The organism is Aeromonas sp. 62-46 (genome assembly GCF_001898585.1).
Lineage (GTDB): Bacteria > Pseudomonadota > Gammaproteobacteria > Enterobacterales > Aeromonadaceae > Aeromonas > Aeromonas caviae.
In genome coordinates, this window is the sequence record NZ_MKUI01000027.1 from 75,717 (window position 1) to 88,011 (window position 12,295).

Sequence of the window (12,295 nt, forward strand, 5' to 3'; positions counted from 1 at the left end):
GCTTGTCCCAGTGGCGGGAAAAGATAAAAATGGCGGCGATCCAACAGGAGGGAAACATGTTTCGATTAGGGCTCATCATCAACCCCGTCGCCGGCATCGGCGGGGCCGTCGGTCTCAAGGGCAGTGACGGCATGGTCGCAGAGGCGCTGGCGCGCGGGGCCGTCCCCAAGGCCCGGGAGCGGGCTCGCCAGGCCCTGTTGCCCCTGTGCGAGCTGACCACGTCATTCGAGCTGCTGACGGTGGCCGAAGAGATGGGGGCCGACCTCGCCGCCGAGCTGGGGTTGCCCCATCGCATCGTCCATCGGCCTGCCGGGGCGCAGACGAGCGCCGAGGACACCCGGGCTGCCGCCCTGGCCCTGCGCGATGCCGGGGTGGATCTGCTGCTCTTCGCCGGTGGCGATGGCACCGCCCGTGACATCTGCGCGGCGGTGGGGGAGTCCTGCCATGTGCTCGGCATCCCGGCGGGGTGCAAGATCCACTCAGGGGTCTACGGGGTGACGCCGGCGGCGAGCGGCCGGGTGGCGGCCAGAATGATCGCAGGGGAGCTTCTGAGCCTGGTGGATGCGGAGGTGATGGACATCGACGAGGAGGCGTTTCGCGCCGGCAAGGTGCGCGCCCGCCATTACGGCCAGTTGCTGGTGCCCGGGGATCTGCGCTACGTGCAGGCGGTCAAGCAGGGGGGGCGGGAGTCCGAGGAGCTGGTGCTCGCCGATCTTGCCGCCGGTGTGGTGGAGCAGATGGAGCCCGATACCCTCTACCTGATGGGGTCGGGGAGCACGGTGGCCGCCTGCATGGGGGAGCTGGGTCTGGAAAATACCTTGCTCGGTGTGGATCTGGTGGAAAATGGCCGGCTTATCGGGCAGGATCTGTCCGCCGCCGAGATCCTGACCCGGATCCGCGGCCGTCGCTGCCGTCTGATCATCACCCTGATCGGCGGTCAGGGACATCTGTTCGGGCGCGGAAATCAGCAATTGAGTCCAGACGTGATCCGGGCCGTCGGGCGCGAGCATATCCAGGTGCTCGCCACCAAAGCCAAGCTGGCGGCGCTAGAAGGCCGTCCGCTGCTGGTGGACACCGACGATCCGGCACTGAACCGGTCGTTGAGTGGTTATCTGCGCATAACCACGGGATACAAGGATCAGGTCATCTACCCGGTGGCCAACCCGGAATAGGACATCAAGGATGCGGCTGGCCTGGCGCCAGAGAGCCGCGATCAACCGGATCGCGGTTCCACTCCCCGAATTTTTTGCCGGCAACCCCGGAAATGAGGCTGCGTTAAATGACGATTCACGATTTTGAACACAAGTTGTTGGGACTGATCGACGCCATGGTCGCCACGGCCAGCGAAGACGAGCTGTTTGCGGGTGGCTATCTGCGAGGGCACATCTCCCTTGCGGTGGCGCGCGCCGAGCTGGAGGGCAAGACCCTGGTGCGGGACGTCAAGAGCTATGTGCTGCGCAGCCTGAACGAGGCCATCTTGCAGGGTGAGCTCTCCGAGCAGGACGAGGTGCTGGTGCAGGAGATGTGGAAGCGTCTGCAGGCCCAGGCGGAAGCTTGATCCCATTCGCAGTTCAAACACAAGTTTAAGTAATCTGCTTCCCTGAGTGTTATCAAAAGGTTAATAATGAGGCTCGCCTTTTGTTTCAGGGATTAAACCATGGCCTCCACCTCACGCATTGCCACCAGACTGCCGCTCGAGATGCTCTATCACTGGGAGCGGCAGTGTCCCGACCGAATCTATCTGCGTCAGACCATCCACCGCGAATACGTCGACTTCACCTGGGGTGAGGTTGCCGACGAGGCGCGGCGCATGGTGACGGCACTGCGCGCCCTGGGCCTGGTGCCCGGTGACAAGGTGGCCCTGCTCTCCAAGAACTGCGCCCAGTGGTTCATCGCCGATCTGGCGATGCAGATGGGGGGATACGTGAGCGTGCCCATCTACCCCACCGCCAACGTCGACACCATCGAGTACGTGCTGCGTCACAGTGAAACCAGGGCGATCTTCGTCGGCAAGCTGGACGACTGGAAGAGCCAGGAGGCGGGGGTGCCCGGGGATCTGCTGCGTATCGCCCTGCCTTACGACACCATGCCGGCCGCCCACCAGTGGGACGATCTGCTGGCGCAATACGACCCCATCCCGGACAGCCCGGTGCAGGCGCCGGATGCCCTGCTGAGCCTGGTCTACACCTCCGGCAGCACCGGCAAGCCCAAGGGGGCCATGCTGAGCGTGGAGCGCTACGCCTGGTCCTGCGAGAAGCTGGTGGAGGCGGTCTCCCTCACCGCCGAGGATCGCGGCTTCTCCTACCTGCCCCTTGCCCACATCACCGAGCGGGTCTACATCTACGGCGGCAGCCTGTTCAGCGGTGCCACCATCGCCTTCCCCGAATCCCTCGACACCTTCATCGAGGACGTCAAGCGCTGCCGTCCCACCGTCTTCATCTCGGTGCCGCGGCTCTGGGCCATGTTCCGCATCAAGATCCACGAGAAGCTGCCCCAGAAAAAGCTGGCGCTGCTGCTCAAGATCCCCCTCGTCTCCAGCCTCATCAAGAGCAAGCTGCAAAAGGGGCTGGGGCTGGATCAGGCGCGGGTGCTGGGCTGCGGCTCGGCGCCGGTGGCCCCGGCGCTGCTGGAGTGGTATCACAGCATCGGCATCCATATCACCGAGGCCTGGGGCATGACCGAGAACCACGCCTACTCCACCCTCAACTACCCGTTCCGGGCGGACAAGATAGGCACCGTCGGCAAGGCCGGGCCCGGGGTGACCATCAAGATCTCCGACGAGGGGGAGATCCTCTGTCGCTGCGACGGCATGATGGTGGGCTACTACAAGGATCCCGAGCACAGTGCAGAGGCCATCGACGCCGAGGGCTGGCTGCACACCGGTGACATGGGCAAGCTGGACCGGGAGGGTTACCTCACCATCACCGGCCGCATGAAGGATGTCTTCAAGACCGCCAAGGGCAAGTACGTGGCCCCGGTGCCCATCGAGGGGATGCTCGGGCAGGAGCCCATCATCGAGCAGCTCTGCGTCATCGGCTACGGCATGCCGCAGCCGGTCGCCCTGGTGCAGCTCGCCGAGAGCGCCATGAAGGGGGACAAGGCCGGGGTGGAAGCCCAGCTGGAGGCTGCCCTCAATCGGGTCAACGACAAGCTGGAATCCCATGCTCGCCTGCGGGGCATCCTGGTGGTCAAGAGCCCCTGGAACATCGAGAACGGGGTGCTGACCCCCACCATGAAGATCCGCCGCCACCTGCTGGAACAAAAATACGCGGACATCGGCGAGCGCTGGTCCGGCAGTCAGCGCATCCTGTGGGAGTCCTGACAGGGGTCGGTGCCGCCATATGGGCCACATCAATGACAGCGGGGGAGCCAGTGGCTCCCCCGCTGTATTTCGGGGGGAAGCAGCCGACAGGGGGCTGGGGCATTGACCCCCCCGACGTTTCCCGCCGCCGCCATATGGCCCGTCGTCGGGGGAACAGGCAGGGAAAGGTATATGCAAAATCCATGGAGAGGGGTGATCCCAGTGGCTTGGCAAATGCATCTTGGGGTCACACACGGGGGCCGCCAGGGGCGGGGGCGGGACATTGACCCCTTCTCCGATGCTTCCCGCCGCCGCCATACCGCCCCGCGTCGAGGGAACAGGCAGGGAAAGGTATTTGCAAAATCCATGGAAAGGCGGGATCCCAGTGGCTGGGCAAATGCATCTTGGGGTCACACACGGGGGCCGCAAGGGGCGGGGGCGGGGCATTGACCCCTTCCCCGACGTTTCCCGCCGCCATACCGCCCCGCGTCGGGGGAACGGCAGGGAAAGGTATTTGCAAAATCCATGGAGAGGGGTGATCCCAGTGGCTGGGCAAATGCATCTTGGGGTCACACACGGGGGCCGCAAGGGGCGAGGGGAGGCATTGACCCCTTAACCTGGGCTTCCCGCCACCGCAGAGGAGGTCTGCCAATAAGGTCATCGGAGGGAGACCGCCCTCACATGGGGCAGGGGGGCATCTGATGCACGGCGCCAGAGGCGCAGAGAAAGGGGGTGAGGGGCAGGATGAGAGCCGCAGAGAGCAAGAAGGGGAGCCGCAGCTCCCCTTCCCGTTGGCGGATGCCGGGGTCAGACGGCTTTGTACTCAAGCTCGACCGAGCCCAGGGCCTTCAGGGTGGACTGGGCCGAATCCCGCTGGCTGATCTGGCCATCCTTGCTCTCCAGCAGCACGGCGCGGCGCACGGTGGCGAGATCCTCGCCACCCAGCACCGCGTGGGCGCAGGCCATCTGCATGGGGGGCAGGCTCGGGTTGAAGGCGGCGTTCTCGGCATAGCGGCCGCAGAAGATGCGCCCGTCCTCGAACTGCAGCGCCACCGCGGCATAGCCCTGGCTGTAGGGGGCATAGCTCTGGCGGGCGGCGGCGAGCGCAGCCTGCCACAGGGGGTCGTCGCTCTCGAGCACCAGCTCGTCATGGGCCTGGGGGCTCATAAGGGCATCGGTGATCTCGAGATCGGCGGGGCCGAAGGAGTGGGGCAGGAAGGATTGCAGCTCGCTGAGATCGTCCGGCAGGGAGACCTTCAGGGTCTTGGCGGTGCTCAGCTCGTTCATGAACTGGCGGCAGTGGCCGCAAGGGGTGTAGTTCACGGTGATCTCGGAGATCCCGGTCTCGCCACCCAGCCAGGCGTTGGAGATGGCGGACTGCTCGGCGTGGACCGAGTGGAACAGCCCCTGGCCCGCGAACTCCATGTTGGCGCCAAAGTACCAAGTGCCGCTCAGGCCGCAGGCGATGGCGCCGACGAAGAACCTGGAGATGGGGGCCACCGAGCAGGCGGCCGCCAGCGGCAGCAAGGCCAGACGCAGGGCCCTGTCATCCAGCCCGGTGGCGGCCTTCAGGGTCGCGACCTGGTCCGGGGTGAAACGGGCCTGGAAATCGTCCCCCAGCATGGGCAGCAGGGCGGCCTGGAGCGGGGCGGAAAGGGTCTCGAATGGCTTGGCAAAGCGGGGATGCATACTGTGTCCTCAAAGGCCAATTGGGGGGCCATTGTAGGGAGCAAGCGCGGCGAATTGTGTGAGCGCGCTCACGCCTTGATGGGCAAAGGGGCGGGGATGGTAAAGGAAACGTTTGTCTTTCGCAATCTGTGCGCCAGCTCCCGGCATCAGGGAGGCGAGGGTATCGGATGGAAACGGTGAAAGGGCACAGAGGCCATGGCCGCAGGGGCGGCCATGGCAACGGGGATCAGGTCAGCCAGTGGTAGAGGGCGAACAGCAGGGGGGCGATGGCCGCGGTCAGCACACCGCACACCACCATGGCCAGCGACGAGAAGGCGCCCTGGGTCACCCCCTGCTCGGCGGAGGCGGCGGTGCCGATGGCGTGGGCGCAGGCTCCCATGGCGAGTCCCTGGGCCTCGGGGTCGGTGACCCGCATCAGCTTGAGCAGGGGGTAGCCCGCCAGGGCCCCCAGGATCCCCACCACCACCACCACGGCGGCGGCGATGGCGGGAATGCCGCCGAGGGACTGGCTGACGCTCATGGCGAGCGGCGTGGTGATGGACTTGGTGGCGATGGAGGCGAGCAGCGCCGGATCCGCCCCCATCAGGTGGCCGACCCCCAGGGTGGTACAGACCGAGATGAGCACCGCGGTGAGGGTACAGGCCAGGATGGGTGTGAGCTTGTCGCGGATCTGGCGCGCCTGCTGGTAAAGCGGCAGGGCCAGGGCCACCACGGCGGGTTCCAGCAGGGCGGTCAGGGGCGAGGCCCCCTGCTGGTACTGATCCAGAGGCAGATCGAGCCAGAGCAGCAGGCCGATGATGACGGCGGTGGGGATCAGCACCGGATTGATGACGGGCCAGGGCAGGCGGCGGTAGAGGGCCCGGGTCATGAAATAGAGGGCCAGGGTGAGGGGCAGGGCGAACCAGAGGATCATGGCTTGTTCATCCTTTGATAGAGGTGGCCGACCGCGCCCAGGATGAGCACGATGCCGAGCACGACGCAGAGCATGATGAGACCGAAGGATTGGCGCAGGGGCTCGAGCCAGGCCACCAGGCCCACCGCCACCGGCACGAACAGCACCCCCATGTGGCGCAGCAGCAGGCCGCCCCCCAGCTCGACCCAGGAGAAGCGGACGATCTGCAAGGAGAGCAGCACGAACAGCAGCAGCATGCCGATGATGCTGCCGGGGAAGGCGAAGGGCAGGATGGCCGCCACGGCCTTGCCTGCCAGCAGACAGGCGATGATGACCAGAAAATCACGAAGGTAGCGCAGGGTGCGTTGCAGCAGCACGGGGGCCTCATCTTGGCAAGTGTGAGCAAGGTCGCAGTTTAACAGGCACGGGGGGGAGGGAACAGGGTCAACTGGCCCGCAGGGGATACAATGGCCCCGGCTTCATCCCCATTCACAAGAAGGAGTTCCCATGTCGACCCCCTCTCTCCTGGCCCGGTTGCGCCAACTGCCCGCCGATCCCGCCCTTCCTGACACCCTGCTGCAAACCCGCCAATGGGAGGGGCCGCTTTGCCGGGTGAGGCTCGACAACACCGGGAGGCAGTCCGAGGCCGTCCACCACTGGCGGCTGTTTGAGGGGGATCTCGGACTTGCGCCCGACGCGGCCATCTACGGAGAGGGGTTCCAGATGCTGGCCCAGACCGGGGGACGCTGGAATGCCCCCGAGCACCTGGGCCGCTGCCCCGATGCGTCTGTCTATCGCATCACCGCCGACCATGGCTACCACACGGTGCACAACCTGCTGCTGGTGGCGCAGGAGGGGGGCTGGCTGCTGCTGGCCTTTGCGAGCTGCCAGCGCTTTGGCGGGGAGTTTCGTCTCCTTCCCGACGGGCGCCTCGAGATCGTGATGAACACCGAAGGGCGCACCCTGGCGCCGGGTGCACACTGGGAGAGCGAGGCGCTGATCTGCCTGGAGGGGCCGGACAGGGAGGCCCTGCTCGCGACGCTGGCGCAGCATATCGCCGCCGAGCACGGCTCCCTGGTGGGGGAGGTGCCCACGCGCCCGAGCGGCTGGTGCTCCTGGTATCACTACTACGCGAACGTGAGCGCGGCGGACATTCGCGAGAACCTGGCGGTGCGGGCCGAGCGTTTTCCGGCCCTGCGCTACGTGCAGATAGACGATGGCTATCAGGCCAGGATGGGGGACTGGCTCACCCCTTCCGCCAAGTTCGAGGAGGGGGTGGCGGCCCTGGCAGGGGAGATCCGCGCCGCCGGTTGCGAGCCTGCGCTCTGGGTCGCCCCCTTTATCGCCGAGCCCGGCTCGCAAGTGTTCCAGGATCACCCTGACTGGTTCGTGAAAGGGGAGGATGGCCTGCCGCTCCCCTCGGAGCGGGTCACCTACGGGGGCTGGCGCTGCACCCCCTGGTACGTGCTGGATGGCACCCACCCCGAGGTGCAGACGCACCTGGATCAGGTATTTCGCACCCTGCGTACCCAGTGGGGCATTCACTACTTCAAGCTCGATGCCAACTTCTGGGGGGCCATCCACGGTGGGCGCTTCCACGACCCCGCCGCCACCCGGGTGGAGGCCTATCGGCGCGGAATGGCCGCCATCCTGCGCGGCGCCGGGGAGGGGGCCTTCCTGCTCGGCTGCAATGCGCCGCTGTGGCCGAGCCTCGGCCTGGTACATGGCATGCGGGTGAGCGATGACGTGGAGCGCCAGGGCCCCCGTTTTCGCCAGATAGCGCGAGAAGCCTTCTGCCGCGCCTGGCAGCACGAGCGGCTCTGGGTGCTGGACCCCGACTGCGTCTGCCTGCGGGATATTCCGGGCCAGCACGGGAGCCGCGTCGAGTACGACTTCCACCTGGCCGCCCTGGTGGCGAGCGGTGGCATGGTACTGGCGGGGGACAGATTGCAGGATCTGGACGAGGCGCAAGGGGCGCGCCTTGGCAAGCTGCTGGCCCTGTGCGCCGCGCGCACCCCGGCGGCCCGCTTCGAGGGGATGGCATTCGAGCGCGGGCGGGTGGCGCTGCCCGGGGGCGGCGAGCTGCTCTGCCTGTTCAACTGGGGGGAGCACGCCTGCGAGTTCCCGTTGGCGCCGGGGGACACGGACTTCTGGGACGAGACGCCCCTGGGGAGCACCCTGGTGCTGCAAGGGGGGCAGGGGGCGGTGATCCGCTACCCCTGATGGCGTTGCACTGCAAAAAGGCTCCCTCGGGAGCCTTTTTTACGTGGCGAAATGGTCTCTAGAAGTGCCACTCCATCCCGATGGCGTAATTGGCGGAGCCATAGCCCGGGATCTCGTTGCTGGAGGCGAGCGCCTTGACGGTGAGGCGGGTTGTCAGGGGGATGCCGAGCCCCATGCCGATGGCGATCTCGTCGCTCTGATCCCCCATCATGTCCACCCGCAGGGTGCGATAGAGGGAGAGATCCTGGCTCATCTGGGCATAGATCTGGGACGACTTGTTGTAGAGCTGGCCGAACACCTCCATCTGGAAGCCGTTTTGCGGCGTGATGGCCAGGGGAATGCCGGCGAAGCGGTAGAGATCCGAGTGGTTGAAATAGCTGTTGGTGATTTGCGGGGTGAAGTCGGTCTGCTGGTAGAGAGTGCTGAAATTGCGCTCGATGAGCCGGTAGGTCTGCTCCGGCAGGCGCAAGAGGTAGTCTGGCACCTCGAACCGGGCGCCAGCGAGGGCAGCCTGGGGCAGCAGGGCACAGGCGACGAGTGTCAAAGCAGGCAGAGCTGAACGCATAAAACGAGAGTTCCCCAACAGTCGAAAGCACGGCATCCATGCCGTCAGCGCATCTAAATATTCACACTATCAGGAGCTTGGGCTCCCTGCCCATTATGTCGCGAGCCGGGGAAACGCATCGGTTTTTAACTGTGAAACGGCTCACATCTCACAGATTTTCAAGGTAGTGATAGAGACTCTTTAGAATCGCAAAGTTCCGTTCGTTCCCCTGGTTCTGTTCCGCCAGTGCTTCCAGGCGCGGCACATAATCCGGCAGGCGGCGGCTGAAGTAGTCGCTGCAGTGCAGGCGCCAGCGCTTCTGCTCCGCTTCGCTCAAGGTGTGGGGCCAGTTGCGGGCGCGGTAACGGAACAGCATCTCGGGCAGACGGGGATCCGTGAAGGCAAACTCCCGCTCCCCCAGCAGATCCGCCGGGGTGGCGCGCACCAGATCCATGGTGGACTTGTCGCCGTGGCCGAAGAAGCCGGCGTAGAGCTGGGTGTCGGGGTCGCCGTCGGTGCTGCCGGCAAACTCCTGGTTGAACACCTCCACCAGTTTTTCCCGCACCTCGGGGTGGGCCCGCAGCAGATCCAGGCTCTTGCGGCACTGAGCCCGATTGATGCCCAGCTCGTCCGCCCGCTCCGGTGTCAGGGTGGCGGCCGGGGCCAGTACCGGGCACTTGTTGATGTGCACCAGTTTGACCGGAATGCCGGCCAGATCCCCCAGCTCCTCTTTTTTGGTGTAGAGGCGCTCGCGGATCTCCTCGCAGGAGAGCTCGATGAGCGGAGTCGGGTCACGGGTCAGATCCACCATGATCACCGCGTTCTGGTTGGTGGGGTGCCAGGCGAGCGGCGACACCCAGCTCGCACACCCCTGCCAGGGGGAGAACATGCCGGAGACGTGCACCAGGGGTTTCATGGTCACCACGTCGATGAGGGCCTTCACCTTGTTCTTGTTGCGAAGATCAAAGAGGTACTCGAAGAGCTTGGGCTGGGCATTTTTCACCAGCCTGGTCATCTCGATGGTGGCCAGCACATCCGAGAGCGCATCGTGGGCGTTGGCGTGGGCCACGCCGTTGGCCACCGTCAGCTTCTCCAGCCTGAAGCTCGGCTTGCCCTCTTCATCGAAGGCCCACTCTATCCCCTGCGGGCGCAGGGCGTAGCAGGCCCGCAGCATGTCGAGGATGTCCCAGCGGGAGTTGCCGTTCTGCCAGGCGTAGGCATAGGGGTCATAGAAGTTGCGATAGAGGGTATAGCGGGTCACCTCGTCATCGAAGCGGATGCTGTTGTAGCCGAGCACGCAGGTGCCCGGGGTGGCGAACTCTGCGTGGATCTGGCGGATGAAGTCCGCCTCGCACAGCCCGTCCTTCATCGCCTTTTGCGGCGTGATGCCGGTGATGAGGCAGGCTTCCGGCTCCGGCAGGTAATCTGCCGACGGCTTGCAGTAAATCACCAGCGGCTCGCCGATGACGTTGAAATCCGCGTCGGTGCGAATGCCCGCAAACTGCGACGGCCTGTCTTTGGCCGGACTGATGCCGAAGGTCTCGTAGTCGTGGAAATAGAAGGTAGGCTTTGTCTGCTGGCTCATTTCGTGGTTCTGAATTGTGTTTATATGCTTTAAAAACAAGTCGTTATACGGAGTGTCATCTCAGATTGTCTCATTTTGTCCAATCTTGATTCAGTCCGTTTCAGACCAGTTTGGTACGTATCTGTGTACACGTCTGGGCGCGTTATTGTGTCAGTGAAAAATCAGATGGCCAATCACAGGAGAGTCATATGCCACTTACTGATGCGAAGCTACGGGCACTCTATGGTAAGCCCTACTTTGGCAAGACGGAATTGTCAGATCGTGATGGATTGTCAGCTCGGGTCACCGAGCGTGGCACCATCTCATGGCAATATCGCTATCGCTGGCAAGGAAAAGCGGCGAGACTCAAAATTGGACGCTATCCCGACCTTAAACTCGCTGATGCCAGGGCTTTGATCCCTGCTATCCGTGGTGCACTTGAGCGTAATGAACACCCTAGAGTTTTCTGGGATAAGCTCCACCAGAAGCATGATGTCACACTGAAACAGTGCTGCGAGCATTTTCGTGAGCACCATCTGCCCAAGCTGCGGCCCCGTACGGTCATGCTTTATGAGCATACCATGCAGCGCTATTTCGAACCTCTGTTTATTGGTATTCCGGTTGAACAGGTCCCGTTTTCCAGCTGGCTGGAGTGGTTTGATAAAATTGGCAAGAAAAAGCCGAAAAACGCAGGGCATTTATTGCGCAGGTTAAAATCCATTCTTAGTTTTTGTATTCGGAGAAATCTCATTGTCGGCTCCCCAGTGTTGCAATTACGCACGGAGGATGTGGGTTCTCAACCTGAGAGAGGTACTCGCGTGCTGACCATGCGTGAACTCGCTCAGATTTGGATTGCATTCGAACAGAGTAAGGCCAGCCGCGGATTAAAATTGGCGGCCAAACTGGTGATCCTGCTGGGCTGTCGCAGCGGCGAGGCATTGGGGGCGCAGTGGAGTGAGTTTAATCTGGAGGAGCAAATTTGGACGGTTCCCGCTGCTCGTGCCAAAAGTGGATCACCAATACGTCGGCCTATTCCTACCCGGGTGATGATGTTGCTGCAAGAAGCGGCGGCGAAATCTCGGCTAAAGGGGGGGCCAGTATGTCGCTCGCCGGTGAATCCAAAGCAGTCATTGAGCAGTGCGTCCCTGATCCAGCTAGCAGAGCGGGTGCGAGATAAACTGGATCTTCCGTATTGGCGTATGCACGACATGCGTCGGACGCTGAGTACGCGTTTATCGGAGGAGCGCATCATGCCACAGGTAACCGAGAAAATGCTTGGTCACAGTATGGCTGGTGTCATGGCTATTTACAATCTTCATGATTGGACCAATGAGCAACGTGAGGCATATGAGTTATGGGATAAAAAATTAATGGAGGCAGTGAAATCCATTCAGGAAATGTAAATATAATGGAGTCATAAAATAGCGGTATAATTCATCATCTAAGATGAGCGATTTTCCCTTGATATCCAACTGCTGACCTCTGCGGCAGAATAAAAACCTTTATTGTGTGGCGGTGGAAACTTGTGTTCTTTAATCCACCTGTACAGAGTCGATCTAGATATGCCAAGTTTTTTTAATAGTGCTTTGGTTTTTATTAGTGCTGGTTCATTCTTGTTCATATAGCCTCCTGTTTTTTAGGAGGTTAAACATCATTGGTGAATGTGTCAATTTGCTCTATTCTTAGGCGACTTGCTTTTGTGATATATAAAAGCAAGTCGCCATGCTCATACTGTAAAAATGAACTTTAAAACTGTTTTTGTATATTATAAAAGCAATGAAAATGGTCGTGTATCAATATAGCTCATGGTCATGATATGTAAATTTCAATGGCGGAAGTGCTCGTTCTGTCTCCTTGGTTGCCTTTAGGGTAGGGTTTTGCTTCAGAGTTGAATCCACCGCAGCCTAACATGTACCCCTACTGCTTTATTCAATTGGCCCTCCCTCATGTCACTGAGTCAGCGACACAATTTGTATCATCTGGGGCGATCCGTGATGGCTTAGCCAGAAAATCATTAATGAATCGCCCCGGCTTCTCTAGACACTTTCGAGCCTCTCGAAATATTGCTTCTCACACTCTACT

At 62.3% G+C, this 12,295-nt stretch carries 11 protein-coding genes; 5 read left to right on the top strand and 6 right to left on the bottom strand.

The genetic code is table 11. The features are described from left to right. The first annotated feature begins 56 nt into the window (after nucleotides 1-56). From BGO64_RS09600 to BGO64_RS09610, 3 genes are all read left to right on the top strand, one after another. Nucleotides 57-1,172 carry an ATP-NAD kinase family protein gene (locus BGO64_RS09600; protein ID WP_042881832.1) on the top strand — a complete coding sequence of 372 codons (1,116 nt, stop codon included), beginning with the start codon at nucleotides 57-59 and terminating at the stop codon, nucleotides 1,170-1,172. 107 nt (nucleotides 1,173-1,279) lie between these two features. Beyond that, nucleotides 1,280-1,558: a YfcL family protein gene (locus BGO64_RS09605; protein WP_010674457.1), complete on the top strand. Its 279-nt coding sequence runs from the start codon at nucleotides 1,280-1,282 to the stop codon at nucleotides 1,556-1,558. Between the two features lie 99 nt (nucleotides 1,559-1,657). Continuing rightward, complete coding sequence (locus BGO64_RS09610; RefSeq protein ID WP_043155860.1) at nucleotides 1,658-3,322, top strand: AMP-binding protein; 1,665 nt, start codon at nucleotides 1,658-1,660, stop codon at nucleotides 3,320-3,322. 786 nt (nucleotides 3,323-4,108) lie between these two features. Here BGO64_RS09610 and cdd read toward each other — a convergent pair. From cdd to BGO64_RS09625, 3 genes are all read right to left on the bottom strand, one after another. Beyond that, complete coding sequence (gene cdd, locus BGO64_RS09615; RefSeq protein ID WP_010674459.1) at nucleotides 4,109-4,990, bottom strand: cytidine deaminase; 882 nt, start codon at nucleotides 4,988-4,990, stop codon at nucleotides 4,109-4,111. Between the two features lie 226 nt (nucleotides 4,991-5,216). After that, a complete protein-coding gene (locus tag BGO64_RS09620; protein WP_041212945.1) occupies nucleotides 5,217-5,903 on the bottom strand; it encodes an LrgB family protein in 687 nt (228 codons plus the stop codon). Continuing rightward, nucleotides 5,900-6,259, bottom strand: a complete 360-nt coding sequence (locus tag BGO64_RS09625) for a CidA/LrgA family protein (RefSeq protein ID WP_010674461.1) — start codon at nucleotides 6,257-6,259, stop codon at nucleotides 5,900-5,902. Before BGO64_RS09625 ends, BGO64_RS09620 begins: the two co-directional genes overlap by 4 nt. Nucleotides 6,260-6,389: 130 nt before the next feature. Here BGO64_RS09625 and BGO64_RS09630 point away from each other — a divergent pair, with 130 nt between their 5' ends. Next, nucleotides 6,390-8,105: a glycoside hydrolase family 36 protein gene (locus BGO64_RS09630; RefSeq protein ID WP_286700586.1), complete on the top strand. Its 1,716-nt coding sequence runs from the start codon at nucleotides 6,390-6,392 to the stop codon at nucleotides 8,103-8,105. A gap of 58 nt (nucleotides 8,106-8,163) precedes the next feature. Here BGO64_RS09630 and BGO64_RS09635 read toward each other — a convergent pair whose 3' ends face one another. Together BGO64_RS09635 and sbcB are read right to left on the bottom strand one after the other, a co-directional pair. Next, nucleotides 8,164-8,670, bottom strand: a complete 507-nt coding sequence (locus tag BGO64_RS09635) for a hypothetical protein (RefSeq protein ID WP_039038881.1) — start codon at nucleotides 8,668-8,670, stop codon at nucleotides 8,164-8,166. Between the two features lie 148 nt (nucleotides 8,671-8,818). Continuing rightward, entirely contained in the window at nucleotides 8,819-10,234 is a 1,416-nt protein-coding gene (gene sbcB / locus BGO64_RS09640) for an exodeoxyribonuclease I (RefSeq protein ID WP_286700587.1), read from the bottom strand. A 188-nt stretch (nucleotides 10,235-10,422) separates the two neighbouring features. On the opposite strand from sbcB, the gene BGO64_RS09645 reads away from it, so the two are divergent. Next, on the top strand, nucleotides 10,423-11,616 hold the full coding sequence (locus BGO64_RS09645; protein ID WP_286700588.1) for a tyrosine-type recombinase/integrase: 1,194 nt from the start codon (nucleotides 10,423-10,425) through the stop codon (nucleotides 11,614-11,616). 38 nt (nucleotides 11,617-11,654) lie between these two features. On the opposite strand, the gene BGO64_RS20810 is transcribed toward BGO64_RS09645, so the two are convergent. After that, nucleotides 11,655-11,834 (bottom strand): helix-turn-helix transcriptional regulator, encoded by a 180-nt coding sequence (locus BGO64_RS20810; RefSeq protein ID WP_080944303.1) that lies wholly within the window; start codon nucleotides 11,832-11,834, stop codon nucleotides 11,655-11,657. Between the last annotated feature and the right edge of the window lie 461 nt (nucleotides 11,835-12,295).

What these genes read in the sequence shown, in the direction of transcription:
- BGO64_RS09630 (WP_286700586.1), top strand. Translation starts at nt 6,390, where the DNA reads ATGTCGACCCCCTCTCTCCTGGCCCGGTTGCGCCAACTGCCCGCCGAT.
- BGO64_RS09620 (WP_041212945.1), bottom strand. Translation starts at nt 5,903, where the DNA reads ATGATCCTCTGGTTCGCCCTGCCCCTCACCCTGGCCCTCTATTTCATG.
- BGO64_RS09600 (WP_042881832.1), top strand. Translation starts at nt 57, where the DNA reads ATGTTTCGATTAGGGCTCATCATCAACCCCGTCGCCGGCATCGGCGGG.
- BGO64_RS09635 (WP_039038881.1), bottom strand. Translation starts at nt 8,670, where the DNA reads ATGCGTTCAGCTCTGCCTGCTTTGACACTCGTCGCCTGTGCCCTGCTG.
- BGO64_RS20810 (WP_080944303.1), bottom strand. Translation starts at nt 11,834, where the DNA reads ATGAACAAGAATGAACCAGCACTAATAAAAACCAAAGCACTATTAAAA.
- BGO64_RS09605 (WP_010674457.1), top strand. Translation starts at nt 1,280, where the DNA reads ATGACGATTCACGATTTTGAACACAAGTTGTTGGGACTGATCGACGCC.
- sbcB (WP_286700587.1), bottom strand. Translation starts at nt 10,234, where the DNA reads ATGAGCCAGCAGACAAAGCCTACCTTCTATTTCCACGACTACGAGACC.
- BGO64_RS09610 (WP_043155860.1), top strand. Translation starts at nt 1,658, where the DNA reads ATGGCCTCCACCTCACGCATTGCCACCAGACTGCCGCTCGAGATGCTC.
- cdd (WP_010674459.1), bottom strand. Translation starts at nt 4,990, where the DNA reads ATGCATCCCCGCTTTGCCAAGCCATTCGAGACCCTTTCCGCCCCGCTC.
- BGO64_RS09645 (WP_286700588.1), top strand. Translation starts at nt 10,423, where the DNA reads ATGCCACTTACTGATGCGAAGCTACGGGCACTCTATGGTAAGCCCTAC.